The organism is Mitsuokella multacida DSM 20544, assembly GCF_000155955.1.
GTDB lineage: Bacteria > Bacillota > Negativicutes > Selenomonadales > Selenomonadaceae > Mitsuokella > Mitsuokella multacida.
On record NZ_GG697142.2, the window covers coordinates 622234 to 645613 of the forward strand.

Below are 23380 nucleotides of genomic sequence, written 5' to 3' on the forward strand. Positions count from 1 at the left end.
AGTTCGGCAAGTCGCTTTCTTTCTGCTATATATATACCTATTTGCTTTAGTTTACGGGGGGTGTTTTTGATGATAGAACAATTATTTATTCTCGGTAATGGATTTGACATGGCTCATCGATTACCAACGGGATATGAAGACTTTGTTGACTACATCAAAAGAGAAGATGCACCTGATGATGAAAAGACATTGCTGGATTTCTTGATACATTATATTGGCGAGCCATTTTATGATGGCGATTTTTTATGGAAAGATTTCGAAAATGAATTAGGAGAGGCTGATTTTTCGCAAGATATATCAAATGCTGAATATAGAGAAGATCAGTTATATGATGACGCAGATAAAGATCCTGATTACTACGCATATCAAGCGATTGCACCTTTATCAACAATCGAGCATATTGCCGCGTCTTTACCATATATTTTTGAAAGATGGATTCGCACCGTTGATATTGATAAAGCGAAGCCAATCGAAAACTTCAGGCGGCTTATTCGTCAAAATCAAGCTGCATTTCTTACTTTTAATTATACGAAAACACTTGAAGAAATATATCGTGAAAATCATGTCAAGCACATCCATGGCGCAATTGATGGAGAAAATATTTTAGTTGGGCATGGGAATCACTTAGATCGAGTTCACACATACGAAGAAGATAAAATGAACCCATTGACAGAACTATCCTCAATCGATGATATTAACTATACTTTAAGAAGCGCAGATGCGGCCTACAATTCTTGGTCAAAGAATATCAAACAGAATATCATAAGGAATGCAGATTATTTTGCTTCTTTGGAGACTTATGATATCAAAGAAGTCTACTCCTTTGGATTCTCTTATAATGACATTGATATGCCATATATCAAGATTATCATTGATGGACTTAGAAATCCTTACAATGTAAAATGGATTTTTTCAGATTACAATGAAGATGATAATCAGAAATGTGAGAAAATTTTAAGGAATAATGATTTCAAAGGGACTTTTGCGCGGTTTCATTCTTCGGATGATTGAAGGATGGTGTCTATGATTTTTGCCTGACGGTTATTATCAGTAGAGCTGCCGGTGCGGGCTTGGTGATGCTATTTTCTGAGGATGAGTCGTTTGCTGCGCTACTAGGAGACGATGTTGCCTACAATGGGACGAGTAACGAGCAGGCCATTCATCAGGCGAAGGCAGAACAATGCATAGATAAGATTAGCGAGAGGGATAGGTATGTGTTTTAGAGATTATTCAACAGTACAGATTGTTCAACATTGTTTGCAACAAGGCAAAGAAGGAGAATATTGGGACTTCAAACAAGAATGGCACAAGAGAATACAAGATTTGCTAAAGGATATTATTTGCTTTGCCAATACGGTACACGACAAGAAGTGCTACATCATTTTCGGTATTGCAGACAATTTGAAAATTGTAGGAATGACTGAGCCTAGAAAAAAGCAAGCTGATATTATTGATGCATTATCGAATTTGCATTTTGCTGGAGATGTTTCTCCTAAGATATCTGTCGAAACAGTCATGATTAGTGGCGTTGAACTTGATGTATTGATAATTGATAATGTTGAACGTACACCAGTTTATTTGAACCGAGATTATGGGAATATGAAACGCGGATGCATCTATGCGCGTGTTCAAGATAGGAATACTTCTAATAATGGAAACGCTGATATGGAGATTATAGAAAATCTATGGAGAAAAAGGATGGGGCTCATTAAGCCGCCTTATGAATATATAATAGATCGACTGAAAAATCGAGAAGAGTGGTCGGACTATGATGGTGATTTCTACAATGTTTATAAGCCAGAATATCGAATCCACAGTTACCAAGATGATGAACAAGATACTCTGGTTGCGGAATTTTATGCATATACTCAAATTAACACGAGCGTATCCTACTCTTGCATTGATATAATAGCCAACAATACCGTGTTGGATACATATCAGATTGTTCATCTAGATGGAGGAAGACTGCATGTACCTGTTCCTGAATGGGGATTCATAGGTAAAAAAGAAGGATATAATGGTCGTTACTCATATAAATTTTATCTTTCTGACAGCCCTAGATATGAATTACTGAAATTTATGTATAGTCATGAAAAACAAGAACAAAAAATAGCGTATGATTACTTTATGCGAGTAGTATTATTATTTGAATCTGAAGCTGAGAAAAATGAATTTAAAAAGTATATATCGTCCAATTTAAATCAGCTTAAAAGCCTTATTAGTATGGATACGAAAGTTTATGACACATCAGATTTACGAGGCACCGAAAAGCGTGTCGTTCAGGAACGGTTGAAAATAGGTGCAGCACTTAATAAAATATTGTTACAATGGAGAAAATTAAATAAAACTTTATAGTGTTCATATTGAGTTCAACCGGGTATGCAGTCTGGCTTCCGCTTTGTGATAGATGGTATTCAGAATATCGGTGTCATCATTGAGTTCTGCCATTACGATATCGACGCATTCTGCAGTAGTGAAGATATGCCGATACAAACTGATGGATTCGAACTGCTGTAACAACCGTTCACGTAAACCTTCATCAGATAATCCCAATCGCCCTTGGAGATTGGCCATCCATTGCTTTATGGCTGGTGGCAGCTTTGCATTTGATTGTCTGTAAGGAAAATCATACTTGAGCATGAGCTCTAAGCGAAACCTTTCATCAATATCACTGAACTCATTGTTATCCATGCCGCTCAGATTATAGGCAATTACTTCACATAAAAAGTTGAATGCCTGTTCGTATTTCTTTTCTTCGAAGAGAAATTCATACATATCGAGCCGGGTACAACGGTAAAGTCCCATCTCACCTTCATTAATATGCTTAAGAGATTCCTCATTGAAGAACTGCCAGATGAGGTCGCGGTAGCTAAAGTGATGCGGATTCTTATGGTTCATCCGGTCGTTCATCTCCCAGATGGACATATACTTGTGACGATGGAGATAGGGGACATATTGATTCTCTGTAAGCTCCTGTATACCAGATTCAGTCAGTTCGTAAAAGCGTACAGGAAATTTCTTTTCCAACTCTTCGGGAGAAGCATTGCTTAACAGACGATCAATCAAATCAGCCTTCTTGCCGCTCACCTTTTGACCGATTGCCCTCAATTCATTTTTTATTATCGGGAGTGTCTGATTCTGGATGGCAGAACGTAGGTTACCAGGCTGGATAAAACCTCTTTGTTCCAGTGACTTTAATACCTCTCCAGGATGTTCTACAGAATACTCATAATACCAGAACCCCTGGAAATGCTGATGCGATAAGTCTGTAGAATATGTATGGGCATAATCGAGCATCAGGATTTCATGCGGATATAGGCCCCTTTTTGTCGGAACCGCTTTTTTTAGACGTACACTGAGGGGGACTATATCTGGCGACGGACTATCCGCAGGGGCTTCTAGTGAAAAAGTAATCTTCACAGGACTATCGTTGTCCGGAGGAGGAGTCTGCTCTGCTGCCGAGGTGTTGTCGATGGGATGATGGAACAGTTTCTTGAAAGTATCAAATAAGCTCATGGTATCAGCTCCTTGTTATAGATTCCTTTTATTCCAGTATACCATAATGGTTCAGGTCTGTAAGGAAAAAAGTGACCCGGACTATGTATACGGGGAATTCAAAATTTCAGTTATCGTTCGATTGTATCAAATATAACGTAGGTTGAGATCAAGCGTATGATCCTCCCGAATCTCCAGTATATGCCTAAGGGTGTGGGGGCCATGGGCTCGGTAGAGCGGGTGGCTGACAAGTGGGTGTTTCTTGATGGAATCCGATTTTTGCGTTATAATGTTAATACATTATGATGGCGTTCATAGAGGCTTTCGACCGCATGATTACCTTGGCTTGTACAAGAACAAGAGCGTCCGCGCGGTCGGCGAGATTGCGGCGATAATCGTCGCGGATGCATCGAAGCCGGACAACGTCAAGTATACGGTGGAGAAGGGCGAGCTGACCGGTGAGCGGAAAGAGCTGATCACACGGGCTATCGACGATGCGAAACGATATGGCTATGACCTGCGAAAAGATTCACAGAGGTATTTCTTTGTTGATGAATTCTACGAGACGGATTTCCAGAAAAAGTCGAAATACCCGCCCAGAGGCTCGAGAGTCTTTGACCTGACCGAAGTGCTCGGTAGGCAGGATATCCCCAATGCACAACAGCTCGCTGATTTGCTCAGACAGAAAACATGGGAGTGAGATGAGGACCCCTTCCACCGCTCCGCGGTCCTCCTTTCCCGTGCGCGGGGAAGGTGCCGAGCTTGCGAGGCGGAAGGGGGTCATGGGCTCGGGCGGTGGAATGCGATCCATAGGCTCGGCGGGGGAGTGGGCTTGGAGCTTCGATTGACTTTTCTCTATTTTTATGGTATGCTTTGCATAGATAAAAAGAGCGAACCTAAGATGGTCGGCTCGGCATATCTGATGTCTAAAAAAATTTCAGCCATACAAACAGCGCGGCAGACGCTGATGGCCACCGTACATCCCGAAGAAGTCGTCCCTGGCAGGACGGCTTTTTCATTTTGAGGTGTACGCCGAAGGGTTACTTGCGAATGATGCGGAGGAGTTCCAGCAGGAACTTCCCGTCAATGACCCCGAAGGAAGCCAGCACAATCAAGGCGAGGAAGACCAGCACTGAGAGTGCAGCCAGTCCGCAGACCGTGAAGATAGCGACCTCCGAGGAGAGAAACGCTTCCATGGAAGCAGGCATTCGTCACGTGACACCAGAGGCATCACGTCCCTTTCTATCTTGGATTTATGCCAGAGCCAGACGGCTCGACTACCGATGACCATCAAATTGCATCGTAGATGACAGCAAAATGCTGTGTTAGCTCTAAGGGGGAATCCCCTCTATTGTAGTATAGCAGGGATGGGAGATGCCAGCAAGGGTAGATGCGTGGTGCGCAACTCGTCCATGGACCTCTTCCGTCAGCCTGCGGCTGCCACCTTCCCTGTGTGCGGGGGTACACCGCTTGGAGGTTGAGGTGAAATGAGTTTGGGATGAGCTTGCAAGACCATGGACCTCTTCCACCGCTAACGCGGTCCCCCTTCCCCGTGCGCGGGGAAGGCTTTTTTGTTCGGGGAATTTTGTTGGTTTTTGGGGGTGGCTGGGGAGCGTTGCCTTCCCCGGGTGGGGAAGGTGCCGAGCTTGCGAGGCGGAAGGGTGCTATGGGCTCGTTGAGGAGCATGGCCTAAGTGAATGCGATTCATGGGCTCGACGGGAGAGTGTGGCTTGGAGCTGCGATTGACTTTTCCCTCCTTCTGTATTACAATGTATTACAGAAGGAGGGGTTCTTTATGACTATATCGGTTCGTTTGAATGACAATGATGCGATGCTTTTCCGCAAGTATGCTGAGATGAATGGGATATCGATGTCGGAGCTGGTCCGCCGCGCTGTGTTGGAGCGGATTGAGGATGACTTTGACATGAAGTGCTACGAGAAGGCCATGAAGGAATACCGCGAGAACCCGGAGACGTTTACCTTGGATGAAGTGGAGAAGGAGCTGGGCCTCGCGTGACGTACCATGTGCTTTTCACACCGGCGGCCAAAAAGGCCCTGAAGAAAATGGACCGTCACACGGCCGCATTGCTTTTGGGATGGATTCGCAAGAATCTGGAGGGCTGCGAGAACCCGCGTCAGCACGGCAAGGGCTTCACCGCCAACCATAGCGGTGAATGGCGTTACCGCGTCGGCGACTATCGCCTGATAGCCGATATCCAGGACGAGCGCGTCGTCATCCTGATGCTGCACGTCGGGCATCGCCGAGAGATTTATTCATGATGACGCAAGGACCGCCCTGCAGTTGCTGTGCTGCAGGGCGGTCCTTGGTATCCGGAGCGGTTTTGCTTAGGCAATGCATGGCTCGATTTTATCGAGCTCGTGCTTCATGTCGATTTTTTGGTTGCGGATGTCGATGTCGTTCTGGAGATCGAGGAAATAGCGGTCGCTGACGCCGAAATACTTGCCGAGGCGAAGGGAGGTGTCTACCGTGACCTTGCGCTTGTTCCGCAGGATTTCCTGGATGCGCGATACCGGCACATGGATGTCTTTCGCCAGCCGGTACGCGGAAATCCCCATCGGTTCCATGAATTCTTCCCAGAGGATTTCCGACATTCGCCGCTGCTGAAGACCCACATGTAGGATTTCGTCGGATTCTTGCGTTCCTTATCTTTGCCCATGGACGTCAGGGCCGCGTTCCAATTCAATTATTCGCTGGCTTTAGTAAATCCGCTAAACAGTATTCTTTTTGACCGCGTAACCTTTTGTATTCTGTGATGGCACAAATCAATTTTGTGACATCGCAGAAATAATCTTCCAGAAAATCTTTGCTCTTAATGTGCTTACCTAGGGAAAGTTCTTCTTTGCAGTATAGGCTTGGTTTTAAAGAAGATTTTTTGCTCTTTATATACTTATCGTAGGTACCTTCTGCAATAATCAAAAGTGTTTCAATCTCAGGTCGTGTGTAAATATTATACACTGGATATCGTCCTTGATAAACAGGTTGTAATCGGAAGTTTTCACTGCGGGAATCCAATATCCTTAGGATGACAACAGATTTTGTATAGCCCCGCTGTAAATACTCCCTTTCAATCTCACTAGCTTTTCTTTTCCTGGTGATAGAGCGTCCGACCAGGTTATCCCTACTAAAGCATAGACAATCATGATCTAGCAGGAGATTCATAATTGTTTCTTCTGCGGCACCTTCACAAATGCAAATGACGTAACCATCGGCGAGCATATCCAGATTTATTTTATCGTTTGACATAAATAATCCTCCAATGCTTGCATGTTCTCATAAAGAGGAGCTGTCCCTGTTATGTAATTAGAAAGGATGACCTCACTTTTCTTTAAATCGTTACGCCGTACTAAGCTTGAATAGTTGGAAAGCTCAATGCCGTTTTGATTTCTTCTTGCGATGTAGATATTATCTTTTCGGTCCATAAAATCAAGAATCTCTGCGTAATGAGTCGTGAAAATCAAACATGCCCCACGTGGATTGATTTTTGGATTTTTGAAGATGTCTGTAATCATATGAATCAACTCTTTGTTCATATGATTTTCCAATTCATCAACAATGAGATATCCGCCAGTTTCGAGAACATTTTTTATCAAGAATAGAATATTCTTTCCCTTTATAGTGCCAGATGAGATGATGTTATCCAGCACGAATGGGGAATAAACTACTCTGGATTTTTTGTCACCTCTGAACCGAATTGTATATACAATCCCGTCGTCAGAGTCTTTGGCATTGAATTCATCCAGCATCGGATCGAACGCATGAAGAATTGCAGGATCGGTTGCTCCTCTTGCTACCGATATATTCACATTCGTGAATAAAATGAGTTGCTGCAAAGAAGTATCTGCATCCCTGGTAATAGAAAGCGAGATACTGGTATCTGGCAACATCATTGCGAGTGTTTCCTTCGAAATAGTAGATCTTTGCATAAATTGACATTTTTGCTTACCGGAAGCACATGTGTCATAACGGAATGGGTCATCCTTTGACCGTATATCTTGCAAACTCTTTCCATATAAGAACTCATCTTTGTAATAAAGGCGATCTGCGTCCGCATTATCCTTCTTTATCCCAATAATAGAACAGAGTTGCCAACACATATTATCGCAAATAAATGTAACAGTGATTTCTGTACCGTCACGTAATAATTCTTTGCCTAAAAGGTTTTTATCATTCAATGTAGCATTGTTCAAAACAATAGACATAGCAAAGAAGAGTAACTTTAATGACGAAGTTTTCCCCGAGGCATTGATGCCAATGATAGCCTCAAGTTTTTGTGTATAAATGGAACGCTGGATGGAAAAGACTTGCGTTTTATCTGTAACGCGATCAGATGCCATGAAGTTAAAAGAGAACGTACCGTTTTCATAAAGTGGCAGGTTGCGATATGCCACCTTTAAAATGCGAATAGTCTTCATGTTAATACCTCCCGATAATATTTTACCATATTTCACACATATAAACAAGTATTATGTTTATATGTGTGAAATAACCGCATCGCCGGGACGGTGTTGGGCATCTACCTGATTCACGACAACCAGCTCAAGCGTGTGCTGATCTGGGACTACATCTTCCCAAACCTCGACTATCTCCACTCGTCCTGGTTCGTGCTGTTCTTCATCAGAAAGGTGCTCGCTGTATTCATCATCTGCAGTGCCATCGAGCTCCTGCGCAAACGCTATGTCGAGCGGCTCATGGCCGCGGCGGTTGACCGCCGTTGGCCGCCCGTACAACGCATGGCATGCGCCGTGCAGGCGAAGTGGATGAGGTCCATGGGCTTGGTGGGGGAATGCGGCCTGAGTGAATGCAATCCATGGGCTCGGCGGGGACTGTGTCTGACGAGGGATTGACGGGCGGGCGGGAGTGTGCTATCATTAAGGATACCAAATGTGGAGTCATCCACGCTGTCGCGTCTTTGGGACGTGATTTTGTAGGGGGATGTAAAGGTTTCGACGGGGTATTGAAGCCACGAAGTTCGCAGGCCAATGGTCATGAACGCCTGAAGCTTGACCGCTAAATTCAACTGACGAAGCTGAATACGCTTACGCTGCCTGAGCCTAGCTCAGATAGCCCCTCTGGAAGTACGAACCGTCAGCCAACCCGGAGGTTTTAAATAAAGACGGCAGTTTCCTGTTTTGTAAAAACAGGTGGTGGAGAACTCTGAATCCCAGAGTTCCGCTCCTATGATGCCCGCATTCTCGGGCTATTGCGATAATGCTTTGTGATGTGGATGTATTTCGGACAGGAGTTCGATTCTCCTCATCTCCACCAAATTGGACAATCGCTGCCTGCGGGCGGCTTGAGGCCTGGACCTTTTGGTCCGGGCCTTTTTGTGTTTCGCGGCTGATCCGTATCCCCCTGGGAGGCTTACGCGGGCCATGAAGATGACGTATAATGGAAGCATCGATTATCACGCTTTTTATAGGGGAGATGAATTCATGCATATTCCAGAGAACTACCTGAGTCCATCGACGTGTGCGGTGCTGGGCGCGGCGATGGCGCCGGTCTGGTTCGTGGCGGTCGCGAAGGTGCGGCGCCATGTGCCGCAGGAGAAGCTGCCGCTCTTGGGCATTGCGGCGGCATTGTCGTTCCTCGGCATGATGTTCAATGTGCCGCTGCCGGGCGGCACGACGGGTCATGCGGTGGGCGGCACGCTGATCGCGATCCTGTTCGGGCCGTACGCAGCTTGTCTTTCGGTCAGTGTTGCGCTGCTCATCCAGGCCTTGTTCTTCGGCGATGGCGGCATCCTGGCCTTTGGCGCGAACTGCTTCAACATGGCATTCGTGCTGCCATTCACGGGCTATGCGGTCTACCAGCTTGTGCGCCGTCATCTGAAATCGCCGTCGGGCGAGTACATCGCGGCGGGGCTCGGCGCGTATGCGGGCATCAATGCGGCGGCGCTCGTGGCGGCCATCGAGTTCGGCGTGCAGCCGCTGCTGTTCACGGATGCGGCGGGCCAGGCGCTCTACTGCCCGTATCCGCTCTGGATCTCGGTGCCGGCGATGATGGTCGGCCACCTGACGATCTTCGGCCTCGCGGAGGTCGTCTTCACGACGGCGGTGCTCGCGTACCTGCGCAAGACGTCGCCGGACCTCTTCCAGTCGGTCCGCATGAAGACGAACCGCGCGCTCTACGGCCTCATCGCGGCGCTGATTGTCTGCACGCCGCTCGGGCTGCTCGCAGCCGGCACGGCCTGGGGCGAGTGGGACTCCTCGGAGCTCGCGGAACAGGATTTCCTCGGCTCGGCGCTCGGCTACACGCCGGCTGGCATGGAGCAGGGCTTCTCGTTTGAGGCGCTGTTCCCGGACTATGCGATTGCGGGGCTGCCGGAGGCCTTTGGCTACATCCTCTCGGCACTGATTGGCACGGCTTTGCTCGTCATCGTGTTCAAGATGGCGGCACCGCTCTTCGCCTCGCACACGGATTACGGTGATTCGGTCTCGAATCACTGATGGTATTTAGAATCTGAGGTGTTCTTCATGAAGGATTTGCCGGAATGGGCAAAGCGCGAAGAATCATATCGACCTGACAAGGACCGGGATGCATTCATCTCCCGGTCTCTTTTGCGTATGATGGAGATGCTCAAGGTACTGCGCGCGCAGGCGGGAAGGCGTCACCGCGGGCAGGCGGGGGCGGCGCTCGCGCTCTTGCTGCTCCTGCTGCTCGCTGTCGTGACGGCGCGCACGCCGGCGTTCCTCTGGACGGTGCTCGGCGGGGAGCTCGTGCTCATGACGGCGCTGACGGGCGCGCAGCTGCGCAAGATCATCGCGGGGGCGCTGACGGCTGCTGTCTTTTGCCTGCTGCTCGTGCTGCCGGCGGTCGTCTTCTGGGGGCCGGGGCCGTCGCTCTTGCTGCCGTTCAAGACGTTCCTCTGCGTGACGGCACTCAATCTCCTGCAGCAGTATTTCTCGTGGCATGAGATCACGGCGGCACTGCGGCGCTTTCATCTGCCGCCGGAGGTCATCTTCATCCTCGACACGACGCTTCGCTATCTCGTCGTGCTCGGGGATCAGGCGTCGCTGCTGCTTACCTCGCTGAAGCTGCGCTCGGTCGGCCACAACCCGCGCAAGCACAAGGCGATGGCGGGCATCATGGGCATCGTCGTGCAGCGCTCGCAGCGGCTCTCGCTCGAGATGGCGGAGGCGATGCGTTGCCGCTGCTTTACGGGGGAGTACCCGCGCCTGGAGGGGCCGCGGGAAAAGGGGGCTCTATGGGGCCGCCTCATCCCGTGCCTGCTCGTCGCGTTTTATGTGTTCTTGTATCTGCGCTTGGAGGGATTCATTTGATTGCGCTTGAAGATGTCTGCTGTGCGTTTGACCGCGAGCCGGTGCTGCGCCACATCAGTTTCACGATAAAGAAGGGGGAGGCGGTGCTGCTGACGGGGCCGAATGGCTCGGGCAAGACGACGCTCTTGCGGCTGCTCAACGGGCTGGTGTTCCCGGAGGTGGGGACGTATCGCTTTGAGGGCACGGCGATCACGGCGAAGAAGATGCGGGAGCACCGCTATTCGAAGTACTTCCACCAGCGCGTGGGCTATGTCTGGCAGAATCCGGATGCGCAGCTCTTTTGCGCGAGTGTGGAGGAGGAGCTGGCGTTCGGGCCGCTGCAGATGGGGCTGGCGGAGGATGAGGTGCGCCGGCGCGTGGAGGACGCGATCGGGTATTTCTCGCTGGAGAAATTGCGCGAGAAGCCGCCGTATTTCCTGTCGGGCGGCGAGAAGAAGCGCACGGCGCTGGCTTCGATCTTCACGATGAATCCGGCGGTCTGGACACTCGACGAGCCGGAAAACTTCCTCGACGCCGAGAGTCAGGAGTGGCTGGCGGGGTTCTTGCAGGCGCTCAAGGAGGCGGGGAAGACGATCATCGTGACGTCGCACCACCCCGATATCGCAGGGAAAGTCGCGGATCGAGAGATACGGCTGACGGCGGAGCATCAGTTGGGATGAGGCTGCTAAGCGAGCCGGGGATGTGACGAGGGGCCCGAGGGGCTGGCTGAACAACGCTGCGCAATGGAGGGCCGGGGAGAGACTGGCAACGCTTCGCCACGGCGCGCTGCTAAACGTATTTTTTGTCTTTTATGGTATCCTTAGCAAAGAGCTAAACGCGCTGCGCTTGGACGACGCTCTTTGTTAAGGATTCTAGTGGACAAAAAATCCGTTCTTCACGCAGCGCGCCGAAGGCTACGCTTTTGCCAGCCTCTCCCCTGACACGTAGTCCCGTCGATGTTCCGCTTATGCTCATCCAGCCCCTCGGGCCAAGGTACGGTTGCAAAAAGCCTCGATCGTTCGTCGTATCATCGATGAAAGGTCGAGGCTCTTTTTGCATATCGCAGCGAGGAGAGGGCTCCGCTGCAAGACGTATCTTTAGGAGGTGGGCTGTATTTCGCCTGCAGGAGCGCAGCGATAGCCCGTAGGGCTGAGTCCTGACAATCTCTGGCATAGAGATGCGATGTGAGAACGCCGCGGCAGGCGGCGAAGTGACATCAAAGGGATATCCTGCCATAGGGCTCATTTAGCGGAGCGACGAAGCCGAAATATAGCCCACCTCCGTCCGTACATATATTTCTCGAATCCCCCTTGACTCTATCATAGTTGTAGTGTTTACTATGGTGTCAAGGAGGGATCTTTTTGAGTAAGAATCTGACAACGGGCAGTGTGGCGAGGAATATCTTGTATTTCTCGCTGCCGTTTTTTCTTTCGTATTTCCTGCAGACGCTCTACGGCATGGCGGACCTCTTTATCATCGGGCAGTTTGAGGGGGCGGCTAGCATCACGGCGGTATCGATTGGCAGTCAGGTCATGCACATGCTGACGGTCATGATCGTGGGGCTGGCGATGGGGACGACGGTCACGATTGCGCAGGCGGTCGGCGCGGAGGACGGGCTGCGGGTCCGGAAGGCCATCGGCACGACGGCGGTGCTGTTCTTTGCGGTCTCTATCGTGCTGGCTGTGGTGCTGATCGCGCTTCGCGGCTCGATCACGGGTGTCATGGAGACGCCTTTGGAGGCGGCATCTGGGACGCAGGCGTATCTTTTGATCTGCTTCCTCGGCATTCCGCTCATCACGGCTTACAATATCATCGCCTCGATTTTCCGCGGGCTCGGCGATGCGAAGAGCCCGATGTACTTTGTCGCGGTGGCCTGTCTCTGCAACATCGCGCTCGACTATCTCTTCATGGGGGCTTTTGCGATGGGCCCGGCTGGCGCGGCCTGGGGCACGGTCATCTCGCAGGCCATCAGTGTCGTGCTCACGCTCGCCTATGTGAAGAGCGGCAAGGCGGGCATTGCGCTTTCGCGGCAGGATTTCCGTCCGGATCTTGCGGTGCTGCGCCGCATCCTGCGCATCGGCGTGCCAATCTCGCTGCAGGACGGCTTCATCCAGGTGGCATTCCTCGTCATCACGGTCATTGCGAACATGCGCGGGCTGACGGACGCGGCGGCGGTCGGCATCGTCGAGAAGGTCATCAGCTTCATCTTCCTCGTGCCATCGTCGATGCTCTCGACGGTCTCAGCGCTCGGCGCGCAGAACATCGGTGCGGGCAAGGTCGGCCGCGCGCAGCAGACGCTTCGCTATGCGTTGGCGATGGCGGTGAGCTTCGGCATCGTGGTCTCCATCGTCACGCAGTACACGGCGGATGGCATTGTCGGGCTGTTCACGTATGACGCGGCCGTCATCGTGGCGGGCGGCGCGTACCTGCAGGGCTACATCTTTGACTGCATCTTCGCGGGCATCCACTTCTGTTTCAGTGGCTATTTCTGCGCCTGCGGCCGCTCAGAAATCTCGTTCTTGCACAATGTCGTCTCCATCGTGACGGCGCGCATCCCGCTCGTCTACCTGACGTCCATCTGGTACCCGGACACGCTGTTCCCGATGGGGCTTGCTACAGCGACGGGCTCCATCGTCTCGGTCATCATTTGCATCGGGGCTTTTGCCCTTCTGCGAGCGCGCGGCAGGGCAGCGTTCTGCTAAGCGAGGTCGGGGATAGCTGGTCAACGCTACGCGATGGCAGTCTGCTGAAAGGATTTTTTGCCTTTTAATGCATCCTTACAAAACGCTAAACGCGCTTCGCTTGGACGACGCTTTTTTGTAAGGGGCTTGGTAGGCAAAAAATCCTTTCTTAACGCAGAACATCAAATGCTCCGCTTATGCTCATCCAGCCCCTCGGGCCAAGATGCAGTTGCAAAAAGCCTCGACCGTTTGTTGTATCATCGATGAACGGTCGAGGCTTTTATTTGCAGGAACGTAGCGGGAGGGAGGCTCCGTCGTAGGGGGTATCTTCAGGAGGGGGCTGTATTTCGCCTGCAGGAGCGCAGCGATAGCCCGCAGGGCTGAGCCCTGACACTTTTTAGCATAGAAATGCGATGTGAGAACGCCGCGGCAGGCGGCGAGGTGACATCGAAGGGATATCCTATCATAGGGCTCATTTAGCGGAGCGACGAAGCCGAAATATAGCCCCCTCCGTCCGTATGCCCGCGCACTTTTTATATATCCCAGTGCAGGTTATCGGGGTTCGGGGTGGCTTTGTCGACTTCGGTGAGGATCCACGAGGCGTTGTCGTGGGTGGCGGCGAAGGCTTTTTCGAGGCCGGCTTCGTATTCTTTGGGGATCTCCATGGCGTGCAGGGCCATGTGCATGTAGTCCTTGGCCACGAGGGTGACGCCGCGCTCGGCGGAGAGCTGGGCCTTGAAGCGGTAGCCGTAGTAGAGGTAGCTGTTGTGGTGGATGGGGATGTCCTTGTAGGCTTCGATGCGCTCGTCGACTTCGGCTTCGGCTTCCTGGGTCATGTTCATCTTGTGCATGAGGTTCCAGCGGTCGGCCCAGAGTTCGCCGCGCAGGATGTACTTGTAGAGGAAGTCGGTCGACTCGGCGAGCTCGATGGCCATGTCGATGTGGCGCAGGGCGTCGTCGTTCTTGTTGAGCTCTTTTTCGAGGGAGCTCAGGCGCTGCAGGGCGAAGACTTTTTCCTCGACGTCCTCGGCTTTCTCGTCGTCGATCTCGGCGTCGACGACGCTGTGGAAGAGCTCGAGGGCTTCATCCGTCTTGTCGATGCCCTTCATGGCGAGGAAGTGGGCGAGGCGCGCGCGGGCGTGCCAGCTGTCCATGCCGCCGATGAAGAGTTTCTCGGGCGGATGGGCGGGGGAGTCCATCACGAGGTGGACGAGCTTATGGAATTCTTCTTGTGTCATGAAAAAAACCTCCAGAATCGTGTATAATAGTTATATTATACCATTTCTTCGGGAGGTTGGGAATTTGGACGCGTTGAAACGATTTGTGCTCAGGGCTTGGGCGCGCGGGACGCATGTGGTGGAGCATGAGGCGGGGCTGCTGCTCGTCTTGTATCTCTTGAACTTTGCGCCGATCGCGTGGCTCAACATCCACATGTACAAGGGGGACCAGCTCGGGGTGCTTGCGGCGGATGCGGTCTTCCTGCTCGGCGGGGTGCTGCTCTACGTCCTGATCCTGGGCTTTATCCCCGTGCGCCGGCTGCGGCGCTTGCTCTTTGCTCTGTCGTTCTTTGTCTCGCTGCTGCTCGGCGGCGTGGAGTTCTTTTCCATCGTGCAGTACAGCTCGCTGATTGGCGCGGGCATCGTGACGGCGGTGCTGCAGACGAATCCGCGCGAGGCGGGGGAGTTCATCCGCATGTACGTGGGCTGGAAGGGCGTGGCGGCGGCTGCCCTGCTCGTCGTGGCGGGCGTCTTTGCCTACCGCAGGCTCCACCTCGTGAAGGTCCCTTTTTTGACGCGCCACCATCTGTCGCTCTCGCTGCCTCTTGTCATCGTGGCGGCACTCATAGCGGGCGGGGTGCTCCTGACGCGCTACTACTCGTTCATCGTCAATGATTCGCTCGATGTGCCGGTCGTGCGGGTCGGGCGGGCGGCGACGACGTCGGTCGAGAACATCCGCGCGTTCGAGAAGCTCAAGGAGGAGGCATCGTCGGACGTCGAGATCACGGAGAACAAGAGCGACACGCCGTACGTCGTCTTCATCCTCGGCGAGTCGACGACGCGCGACCGCATGCACCTCTACGGCTACCCGCTCGAGAACACGCCGAATCTAGATGAGCTCAATGAAAAAGGGGAGCTCGCGGTCTTCCGCGACACGATCTCGCCGGAGGCGGCGACGGTCGCGGTGCTCCGGAAGCTTCTGACGTTTGCGGATATGGACTCCGCGAAGCCCTGGTATGCCTACAACAACATGATTGACACGATGAAGGCGGCGGGCTACCGGACGTACTGGCTCTCGAATCAGGAGAGCTCGGGCATCTGGGGCAATGTCGCGCAGCTGTTCGCGGGCCGCAGCGACTACAGCCGCTTCACGCGGCTGCGCGAGTCGCATGAGGACAATGGCATCTACGATGAGGCGCTGTTCCCGCTCGTCGATGAGGCTTTACAGGCGCCGGCGGAGAAAAATTTCTACCTGATCCACCTGATGGGCGGCCACGGGCTCTACTATATGCGCTTCCCTTACATCTTCTCAAAGTTCACGGCGGCCGACGTGCCGCCGCCGCAGGACGGCCTCTCGGAGGGGAAGCGCACGGAGATTGCGCAGTACGCGAATGCCATCTACTACAACGACTTCATCGTCACGAGCATCATGGGCAAGTTCGCGGACAAGGACGCAATCGTCGTCTACATCCCGGACCACGGCGAGGCGCTCTACGACCGGGGCAGTACGTTCTCGGGCCACGTCGAGGAGCACCCGACGAAGGAGACGCTCGAGGTTCCGATGATCTTCTGGGCGTCGCCTGCTTACCGCGCGCACCATCCGGAGAAGTGGCAGGCGCTCAAGGCGGCGGTCGACCGCCCGTATATGACGGATGACTTCATCCACACGCTTCTCGACCTCCTCGACATCCGCACGCCGGAGTACGACCCCAGGAAGAGCGTTATCAACCCGGCGTTCCAGCCGCGCGCACACCGCATGGTGCAGGGGCATGACTACGATGCGGAGATGAAGTGATGGTCGGATTGCGTGCAAAAGAAGACCCTGCGGGCTGTGCCCGAGGGTCTTTTTTGCATGGTGAGTATTGCTTCACTTGCGCAGCTCGATGGTCTGCTGGAACTTCGTCACGAGCGTGCGCTCGTGGGTGATGGTGAGCAGGGTCTGGCCGGTCTCTTGGACTCTCGTGAAGAGCGCGGCCATCAGGGCGGCGGCGGTCTCTTGATCGAGGCCGCAGGTCGGCTCGTCGAGCAGGATGACGGGCTCTTTGCCGGCGATGGCGATGGCGGTCAGCAAGCGGCCTCGCTGGCCGCCGGAGAGGAAGCAGGCATCTTCGCCGAGCGGGGTGTCGATGCCTTGTGGCAGGGCGGCGACGACCTCATCGAGTTGGGCGTCTCTTAGCGCGGCGAGGATGTCTTCTTCCTTGCAGTCTGGCCGGTAGCGCGCGAAGTTCTCGCGGATGGAGCCGGAAAAGAGCACGCTGCCCTGCGGCAGGGCGGCGATGGCTTGCTGGATGGCGCCAGCGGGCAGCTCATGGTAGGGCGTGCCGCAGAGGCGCAGGGTGCCGCTGTCGGGCGGCCAGACGCCGAGCAGGAGCTCGGCGAGCGTCGTCTTGCCCGCGCCGCTCGCGCCGACGATGGCCGTGTGCTGGCCGCGCGCGATGCGGAAGGAGAGTCCCTGAAGGACGCCCTGACCCTTGCGGTAGGAGAACGAGAGGTCCTGTGCTTCAAGGAGTGGCGTCTGGTTTGCTGCATCTGCATCGCGGGAAATCGCCTGCGCTGGTGCGGGAAGCCTCTCCGGCTCGCCTGCCTTTTCATCCGTCGCCGCTGTCTCGCCAATCTGCCGCTCTGGCAGGAAATGGGCGGCCAGCAGGCTGCGGCGGCCCTGCCACATGGCTTCGGGCAGGGTGCGGAATTCGACGAGCAGGGTCTGCAGCACGAGGAAGTAGACGCAGAGGTCAATGCCGCTGAGCGCTCCGTCGGTGACGCGCAGGATCAGGAGGGCGAGCAGGGCCATCAGCACGGTGGTGTCGAGCAGGTTCTCGGCGGCATCGCGCCTGGCATCGGTGTGTGCGAGCTGTAGGGAGCCCTCTAGCAGATCGTGAGCGGGGGCCGAGAGGCGTTTGAGGGCGGGGTCGCGGCCCGCGCAGATCAGTTCATCAGCACCGCCTGCGGCATCCAAGAGGGCGCTGCGGTAGGCGGCGTCGCGCGTGCGCTGCCTTTCTTCGCCTGTTTGGCGACTGGCGCAGGAGAGCACGAGCCGCGCGAGATAGAGCGCGGGTAGGGCGAGGGCCCAGAGGCCGATGACGCCAGCGAGCAGCCAGGTGGTCAGCGCGGTGATCGTGCCGATGGCGGCGATGGGCAGCAGGGCGCGGACGTAGAAGTCGCGCAGTTCGTCGGCGCCCGTCAGGAGGTCGTGCAGGAATTCGCCCTGGCGCGCGGGGCCGCTGCGAAGCGGCAGGACCTTGGCGGCCCTGTCGTAGAAAGACGTGCGTATCTCGGTCAGGATGCGGAAGGCCATGCGGTGCGAGAGGTAGCGCTCGCCGTAGCGGAATACGGCGCGGCCGATGCCGCAGGCCCGCACGGTGGTGATGCCGAGCGCGAGCGTGTATAATGGCGGCATCAGGGCGGCCGAGGCCACGAGCCAGGCTGAGGCGCCGAGCAGCGCGAGGCCCGTGAAGAGCGCCATGAGGCTCACGAGCAGCACGGGCAGGAACTCCAATAGCGTGGTCAGCCGCAGGAGTTTCCATAAGTTCGTCATGGGCGTTCACCTCCTTTATGGGCAGCTGCTTCATCTGCCTGGAGCGCATCAAGGTCCAGCACGGTGTCGGCTGCCGCCTGCAAGCGCTCGTCGTGGCTGATGACAAAGAGCGTGTGCCTGCCGCTCGCCTTCAGGGAAAGTAGCACCTCGCGTATCGTGGCGGCTGTTGCCTCGTCGAGTGCGGCGGTCGGCTCATCGAGCAGGATGAGCGGCCTGTCCTGCACAAGGGCGCGCGCGAGGCCGAGGCGCTTGCGCTGGCCCTGTGAGAGGCTCTGGCCGCCCTCGCCAAGCGGGGTGGCGGGGCCCTGCGGCAGGGCCTCGGCCCATTCGCTTAGGCAGAGCGCTTTAAGCGCTTGGCGCACGGCCTGCTCGCTGCAATCCTGCTGGAACAGCGTGATATTCTCGAAGAGCGTCGCATTGTAGAGGTGCGGCTCCTGCGGCACGTAGCTGCAGGCCGCTGCCCGCGCAATCTGGCCGGACTCCGGCAGCAGCAGTCCCGCGAGCAGGCGCAGGAGCGTCGTCTTGCCGCAGCCGCTCGGGCCCGCGAGCACCGTCAGGCCGCCCTTGGGGACGGTGAACTGTATGCCAGAGAGCAGGGGCAGCGGGCTGCCGGGGTAGCGGAAGGAGAGATCGCGGACGGAAATTGCTCCTCTTGTCGCGGATGGACTTAGGGAGGTCTGCGTGACCGAGGAGGCTTTCAACAGGGAGGCCTCAGCTGTGTGGGCAATCATCCCACTATGGAAGGCGGTGCCGGAGAGGCGCAGGGGCTGGTAGAATTCGGGTGTCAGCAGCAGCACGAAGAAGGCGGCGCTGAAGGTCAGCTGGCCGTAGAGCAGCCGCAGGCCGATGCTGACGGCGATGATGGCGATGGCGAGGGTCGTGATGAGCTCGAGAGCGAAGGCGGAGACGAAGGAGAGCTGCAGGACGCGCAGGGCGGCGCCGGCGAAGTCCTCGCTGAGCCCCCGCACGCGCTGGCGCTCGGCCCGCTCGCGCGCGAAGAGCTTGAGCGTCGGCAGGGCGCGAAGGATCTCGGCGAGGCCCGCGGAGAAGCGGTTCATCGCGCGCCACTGCGCCTCGCTGGCCTCGCGCGTCACGCGGCCAATCAAATAGAGCAGGAACGGCGCGATCGGGACGGTCACGAGCATCAAAAGGCCCGTCATCGGGTCGACGAGGAAGGCGGCGAGGAGCAGGCAGGGCATGGTGATGGCGATGCCGAGCACGACGGGCAGGACGCGCGTGTACCAGGCGTCGAGCGCATCCGTGCTCTCGAGTGCGAGCGGCAGCAGCTCGCGCGTGAAGCGCTGGTCGGTCTGGCCCTCCTTTGAGAGCAGCCGCGCGTGGAGCTTCTCGCGCACATCCTTGCGCACGGCACCCGACAGCGATTGCTGCAGGCGGCTCTGCCAGAGCCCGATGAAGTGAAGGGCGCCGAGCATGACAAACAGCACCAGTAGGACTGGTGCTGTCGTGCTGAGGCTGCCCTTTCCGAGGAAGACCTGGTCGATGGCCAGGCTGGCCGCCCCGCAGGCGCCGAGAACGGCGAGCGCGTGCAGCAGCTCGGTCAATATGAGCCTGCGGCGCGCCCGCGCATCGCGGTGCAGGGCGCTGTAGAGAAAGGTCTGCTTCATATTCATGGTAGATTGTATCCGTTAATCGTTACTGCATCAATAGTGTTCTTCTGCATCCTTGGCGGTGACGCGCTTGCGGAAGATGTAGTAGGACCAGCTCTGGTAGATCAGGACGATCGGCACGAAGATGCCGGCGGCGACCGTCATGACGGAGAGCGTGTAGGGGCTCGAGGAGGCGTTCGTGATCGTCAGGCTCCAGGCCGGGTTGAGGCTCGAGACCATCAGGCGCGGGAACAGGCCGGCGAAGAAGGCGACAGTTGTCGCGACGATGGCGGCGGAGCTCAGGAGGAAGCTGGCCTTGCCCTTGCCGAGCTTCATGCTCAGCATCGCCATGACGAAGAAGAGCGCGGCGCCGACGAGTGCGACGGCAGCGACCGGCTTCGTGAAGAGGTCGGTGTACGTCAGCGTCATCGCCATGCAGAGCACGAAGAAGATGACGGCGATGGCGCCGGTCTTCAGGGCGACTTCCTGGCAGCGCAGGATGAGGCTCGTCTTGGCGAGGCGCAGCGTCAGGAAGGCCGTGCCGTGGAACAGGAAGACGAAGAGGAAGGCGAGACCGCCGACAATCGTGTAAGGCGTCAGGAGGTCGAAGAAGCCACCCATGTAGATCATCTTCTCGTTGATGGGCAGGCCGGCGATGAGGTTCGTGACGGCGACACCCCAGAGGAAGGCCGGCACGACGCTGCCGAAGCAGATGGCGCCGTCCCAGAAGCGCTTCCAGCAGCGGCTCTCCTGGCGGCCGCGCAGGTCAAAGGCCACGCCGCGCAAAATGAGCGCGACGAGCATGAGGAAGAGCGCGAGGTAGAAGGCGGAGAACATCGTGGCGTAGACGTGCGGGAAGGCTGCGAAGAGCGCGCCGCCCGCCGTGATCATCCAGACTTCGTTGCCGTCCCAGACCGGCGTGATCGTGCGCAGGATCTCACCGCGCTCCTCCTCATCGGAGGACAGGAACGGCAGCAGGCCGCCGACGCCGTAGTCGAAGCCCTCGAGGAAGAAGAAGCCTGTAAAGAGTACCGTGATGAGGATGAACCAGAGAATTGTTAAGTCCATCATGCGTCCCTCCCTTCTTCGAAGGAAATCTGTGTTTTCTTGATGAAGCGCATGGCAATCCAGAGCGCCGCGATGGCGAGCACGAGGTAGAGGACGGTGAAGCCCGCCATCGTCAGCCAGACGTCTGCGCCCGTGAGGTTCGGCGAGACGGCATCGCTCGTCTTCTGCAGGCCGAACACGATCCAGGGCTGGCGGCCGGCCTCTGCGACGTACCAGCCGACGCTGTTGGCGAGGTACGGCAGCGGCAGCAGCCACGGCAGGACCTTGAGGTAGCACGGGCAGGCCAGCGGGCGGTTCGTGAAGCCGAAGTAGGCGGCGGCGAGTCCGAGGAGGATCATGAGGCCGCCGAGGCCGATCATGATGCGGAAGCTCCAGAAGAGACCGGTGACATCCGGCCGGTATTCATCGGGGCCGTACTTCTCGGAGTAGTCCTTCTGGATCTGGTTGATGCCCGGCACAGCGCCCGTCGGCGTGTTGTAGAGCATGAAGGAGAAGGCACCGGGCACGGTGAGCTCGAAGTTGTTCTTGTGCATGTCCTCATCGATATCGGCGACGATGGCAAATGGTGCCGGGTCTTCCGTCTCCCAGAGCGCCTCGACGGAGGAGAGCTTCATCGGGTTGACCTGCGCGATGTACTGCGCCTGCAGGTGGCCGCTGCCCATCGTGGCGAAGAGGCCAAAGAGCATGAAGACGGCACCGGCCTTGAGCGTCTGCGTGAAAGCGCGGCGCGAGGCCTCGTCATGCAGGACCTTCCAGGCGGAGACGGCGATGACGAGGAAGCCGGCCGTCGCGATGGCGGAGAACAGCGTGTGCGTGTACTCACCGATGACGTACGGGTTCGTGACGAGCGCGAAGAAGTCCGTCATCTCCGCGCGGCCGTTGCGGACGGCAAAGCCGACCGGATGCTGCATGAAGGAGTTCGCGACGAGGATCCAGAACGCCGAGAGGTTGCTCGCAAATGCGACGATCCAGATGCAGAGGCAGTGGACCTTCTCCGAGAGTTTATCCCAGCCGAAGAGCCAGATGCCGAGGAAGGTCGACTCGAGGAAGAAGGCTGTGAGCGCCTCAAGCGCGAGCGGCGCGCCGAAGATATCGCCCATGAAGCGGGAATATTCGGACCAGTTCATGCCGAAGTGGAACTCCTGCACGATACCGGTGACGACGCCCATCGAGAAGTTGATGACAAAGAGCGTGCCGAAGAAGCGCACGAGCTTGCGGCTGGCTTCTTTCCAGGCCGGCCGCTTCGTGCGGACGTAGCACGTCTCGAGCAGTGCAACGAAAATCGAGAGCCCGAGCGTCACGGGGACAAATAGAAAATGGTAGACGGTTGTGATGGCGAACTGCCATCGGGATAGGATCAGTGCATCCATGTATCATGCCCTCCTTTTGTATTAGTGCATCGTGATGCATTATGTTTATGGTTCCATTATAGCCTAAAACGGCAGAGGAGACAATGAAAAATTATATTGAGTCGTAAAAGAAAATAATTATTGCGAAGTGCACCGAGAAAACGCAGAAAGATGGAACGGATTCCATGGGAAAAATCGCATGGCGAACGCAGATGTGGTATAATGAATACAATTAAGATAGGAGAGAAGTATCGTGGAGAAACGAAGGATCGATCTGAGCCGTTGCCTCGTGCGCGACGGCAAGGCGGACTGCCACTGCTGTGAGGAAATCTGCCCGCAGAAGGCCATCAAAGATCACGTGGTGGACACGGCGGCCTGCGATGGCTGCGGCCTCTGCAGCGCGGTCTGCCCTGTGGCGGCCATCGTGGCGCCGGAGGACTATGAGGGGGCACTGACGAAGGCGCAGGAGCTCGCACCGCAGGTCCTCATGTGCGAGAAGGCCAGCGAGGGCGGCGTGCACTGCCTCGGCTTCCTCACGCGCCGCCTGCTCTGGGCGCTCGCAGCAAAGCGGCCGCTCGCGCTCGACATCTCGCACTGCGAAGCGTGCCGGCCTGCGGTCTTTGCACATCTCGAGCGTGAGGTCGCGGCCTGCAATGATGCGCTCGCAGAGGCGGGCAAGAAAGAGATCGCGCTCGTCCATGTCAAGCCGGCCCCGCCGAAGCCGAAGAAGACAAAAAAGGTCGAGCGGCGCGGCTTCTTCCAGGCGCTGTTCCACTCGACGGCAGAGGGCTTGCAGGAGATCGCCGAGGCGCAGATCGAGCACAGCTACTGCTTCGACGCGGCGGCCTTCCTCAAGGCGCAGCAGGCAGAGCCCTGTGCGCTATTCAACGGGCTTGCGCTGCAGCAGGGCTGCACGGCCTGCGGCCTCTGCGCCGTCGTCTGCCCGACGCGGGCGCTTGCAATGGAGCGCGGCGAACAGGCAGCCTTGCACGTCGACCCGGCGGCCTGCACGGGCTGTGATCTCTGCGCGCTGCACTGCCCGCAGGGCGTGCTGGAGCTCCTGCCACAGTTTGCGGGACAGCGCGATTTCCCGCTGGATAAGTGATGATTCAATAGGTGATTAGGTGATATTTTGTATTGTGATTAG

23 protein-coding genes and 1 other RNA gene are annotated in these 23380 nt (G+C 55.6%); 14 read left to right on the top strand and 10 right to left on the bottom strand.

Going from position 1 to position 23380, the window contains the following annotated elements; translation table 11 throughout:
• Positions 1–69 precede the first annotated feature (69 nt).
• Complete coding sequence (locus tag MITSMUL_RS12410) at positions 70–1011, top strand: bacteriophage abortive infection AbiH family protein (RefSeq protein WP_005842246.1); 942 nt, start codon at positions 70–72, stop codon at positions 1009–1011.
• 201 nt (positions 1012–1212) lie between these two features.
• Positions 1213–2355 (top strand): AlbA family DNA-binding domain-containing protein, encoded by a 1143-nt coding sequence (locus tag MITSMUL_RS09770; protein WP_071599952.1) that lies wholly within the window; start codon positions 1213–1215, stop codon positions 2353–2355.
• Between the two features lie 3 nt (positions 2356–2358).
• Here MITSMUL_RS09770 and MITSMUL_RS09775 read toward each other — a convergent pair whose 3' ends face one another.
• Complete coding sequence (locus MITSMUL_RS09775) at positions 2359–3516, bottom strand: SAP domain-containing protein (RefSeq protein ID WP_005842250.1); 1158 nt, start codon at positions 3514–3516, stop codon at positions 2359–2361.
• A 325-nt stretch (positions 3517–3841) separates the two neighbouring features.
• On the opposite strand from MITSMUL_RS09775, the gene MITSMUL_RS09780 reads away from it, so the two are divergent.
• Both MITSMUL_RS09780 and MITSMUL_RS12780 read left to right on the top strand, forming a co-directional pair.
• On the top strand, positions 3842–4195 hold the full coding sequence (locus tag MITSMUL_RS09780; RefSeq protein WP_147653000.1) for a hypothetical protein: 354 nt from the start codon (positions 3842–3844) through the stop codon (positions 4193–4195).
• Positions 4196–4327: 132 nt separating this feature from the next.
• Positions 4328–4519: a hypothetical protein gene (locus MITSMUL_RS12780; RefSeq protein ID WP_147653002.1), complete on the top strand. Its 192-nt coding sequence runs from the start codon at positions 4328–4330 to the stop codon at positions 4517–4519.
• Between the two features lie 16 nt (positions 4520–4535).
• On the opposite strand, the gene MITSMUL_RS12560 is transcribed toward MITSMUL_RS12780, so the two are convergent.
• A complete protein-coding gene (locus MITSMUL_RS12560; protein WP_005842257.1) occupies positions 4536–4691 on the bottom strand; it encodes a hypothetical protein in 156 nt (51 codons plus the stop codon).
• 599 nt (positions 4692–5290) lie between these two features.
• Here MITSMUL_RS12560 and relB point away from each other — a divergent pair.
• Both relB and MITSMUL_RS09790 read left to right on the top strand, forming a co-directional pair.
• Positions 5291–5512: a type II toxin-antitoxin system RelB family antitoxin gene (gene relB / locus MITSMUL_RS09785; protein WP_040636370.1), complete on the top strand. Its 222-nt coding sequence runs from the start codon at positions 5291–5293 to the stop codon at positions 5510–5512.
• Positions 5509–5775, top strand: a complete 267-nt coding sequence (locus tag MITSMUL_RS09790) for a type II toxin-antitoxin system RelE family toxin (RefSeq protein WP_005842261.1) — start codon at positions 5509–5511, stop codon at positions 5773–5775. Before relB ends, MITSMUL_RS09790 begins: the two co-directional genes overlap by 4 nt.
• Positions 5776–5841: 66 nt before the next feature.
• Here MITSMUL_RS09790 and MITSMUL_RS09795 read toward each other — a convergent pair whose 3' ends face one another.
• The 3 genes from MITSMUL_RS09795 to MITSMUL_RS09805 all read right to left on the bottom strand — a co-directional run bounded on the left by MITSMUL_RS09795 (position 5842) and on the right by MITSMUL_RS09805 (position 7929).
• The gene (locus MITSMUL_RS09795; RefSeq protein WP_005842262.1) at positions 5842–6108 is read right to left on the bottom strand and encodes a HigA family addiction module antitoxin; all 267 of its coding nucleotides are present in this window, start codon (positions 6106–6108) and stop codon (positions 5842–5844) included.
• Positions 6109–6196: 88 nt separating this feature from the next.
• Positions 6197–6760: a hypothetical protein gene (locus MITSMUL_RS09800; RefSeq protein WP_050751674.1), complete on the bottom strand. Its 564-nt coding sequence runs from the start codon at positions 6758–6760 to the stop codon at positions 6197–6199.
• On the bottom strand, positions 6742–7929 hold the full coding sequence (locus MITSMUL_RS09805; protein WP_005842267.1) for an AAA family ATPase: 1188 nt from the start codon (positions 7927–7929) through the stop codon (positions 6742–6744). Before MITSMUL_RS09805 ends, MITSMUL_RS09800 begins: the two co-directional genes overlap by 19 nt.
• Before the next feature lie 90 nt (positions 7930–8019).
• Between MITSMUL_RS09805 and MITSMUL_RS09810 the strand changes: the two genes are divergently transcribed.
• The 6 genes from MITSMUL_RS09810 to MITSMUL_RS09830 all read left to right on the top strand — a co-directional run bounded on the left by MITSMUL_RS09810 (position 8020) and on the right by MITSMUL_RS09830 (position 13478).
• Complete coding sequence (locus MITSMUL_RS09810; RefSeq protein ID WP_005842269.1) at positions 8020–8361, top strand: hypothetical protein; 342 nt, start codon at positions 8020–8022, stop codon at positions 8359–8361.
• An 84-nt stretch (positions 8362–8445) separates the two neighbouring features.
• Positions 8446–8782: a transfer-messenger RNA gene (gene ssrA, locus MITSMUL_RS12415) on the top strand.
• 167 nt (positions 8783–8949) lie between these two features.
• On the top strand, positions 8950–9963 hold the full coding sequence (cbiM, locus tag MITSMUL_RS09815) for a cobalt transporter CbiM (RefSeq protein ID WP_040636205.1): 1014 nt from the start codon (positions 8950–8952) through the stop codon (positions 9961–9963).
• Between the two features lie 117 nt (positions 9964–10080).
• Positions 10081–10797 (top strand): energy-coupling factor transporter transmembrane component T family protein, encoded by a 717-nt coding sequence (locus MITSMUL_RS09820; RefSeq protein ID WP_211205241.1) that lies wholly within the window; start codon positions 10081–10083, stop codon positions 10795–10797.
• The gene (locus tag MITSMUL_RS09825; RefSeq protein WP_005842274.1) at positions 10794–11456 is read left to right on the top strand and encodes an energy-coupling factor ABC transporter ATP-binding protein; all 663 of its coding nucleotides are present in this window, start codon (positions 10794–10796) and stop codon (positions 11454–11456) included. The genes MITSMUL_RS09820 and MITSMUL_RS09825 overlap by 4 nt, the downstream gene beginning before the upstream one ends.
• 681 nt (positions 11457–12137) lie before the next feature.
• Complete coding sequence (locus MITSMUL_RS09830) at positions 12138–13478, top strand: MATE family efflux transporter (RefSeq protein ID WP_040636208.1); 1341 nt, start codon at positions 12138–12140, stop codon at positions 13476–13478.
• Positions 13479–13990: 512 nt separating this feature from the next.
• Here MITSMUL_RS09830 and MITSMUL_RS09835 read toward each other — a convergent pair.
• On the bottom strand, positions 13991–14695 hold the full coding sequence (locus MITSMUL_RS09835) for a hypothetical protein (RefSeq protein ID WP_005842280.1): 705 nt from the start codon (positions 14693–14695) through the stop codon (positions 13991–13993).
• Between the two features lie 64 nt (positions 14696–14759).
• Between MITSMUL_RS09835 and MITSMUL_RS09840 the strand changes: the two genes are divergently transcribed.
• Positions 14760–16469 carry a phosphoethanolamine transferase gene (locus MITSMUL_RS09840; protein ID WP_244944595.1) on the top strand — a complete coding sequence of 570 codons (1710 nt, stop codon included), beginning with the start codon at positions 14760–14762 and terminating at the stop codon, positions 16467–16469.
• A gap of 72 nt (positions 16470–16541) precedes the next feature.
• Here MITSMUL_RS09840 and cydC read toward each other — a convergent pair whose 3' ends face one another.
• The 4 genes from cydC to MITSMUL_RS09860 are packed head-to-tail and all read right to left on the bottom strand — an operon-like array spanning position 16542 to position 22254.
• Positions 16542–18209, bottom strand: a complete 1668-nt coding sequence (gene cydC / locus MITSMUL_RS09845; protein ID WP_005842284.1) for a thiol reductant ABC exporter subunit CydC — start codon at positions 18207–18209, stop codon at positions 16542–16544.
• The gene (locus MITSMUL_RS09850; RefSeq protein WP_169627173.1) at positions 18206–19834 is read right to left on the bottom strand and encodes an ABC transporter ATP-binding protein/permease; all 1629 of its coding nucleotides are present in this window, start codon (positions 19832–19834) and stop codon (positions 18206–18208) included. The genes cydC and MITSMUL_RS09850 overlap by 4 nt, the downstream gene beginning before the upstream one ends.
• Before the next feature lie 36 nt (positions 19835–19870).
• Positions 19871–20884, bottom strand: a complete 1014-nt coding sequence (gene cydB / locus MITSMUL_RS09855; RefSeq protein ID WP_040636374.1) for a cytochrome d ubiquinol oxidase subunit II — start codon at positions 20882–20884, stop codon at positions 19871–19873.
• A complete protein-coding gene (locus MITSMUL_RS09860; RefSeq protein WP_005842289.1) occupies positions 20884–22254 on the bottom strand; it encodes a cytochrome ubiquinol oxidase subunit I in 1371 nt (456 codons plus the stop codon). The genes cydB and MITSMUL_RS09860 overlap by 1 nt, the downstream gene beginning before the upstream one ends.
• Positions 22255–22486: 232 nt before the next feature.
• On the opposite strand from MITSMUL_RS09860, the gene MITSMUL_RS09865 reads away from it, so the two are divergent.
• On the top strand, positions 22487–23338 hold the full coding sequence (locus MITSMUL_RS09865) for a 4Fe-4S binding protein (RefSeq protein WP_005842291.1): 852 nt from the start codon (positions 22487–22489) through the stop codon (positions 23336–23338).
• Positions 23339–23380: the final 42 nt, after the last annotated feature.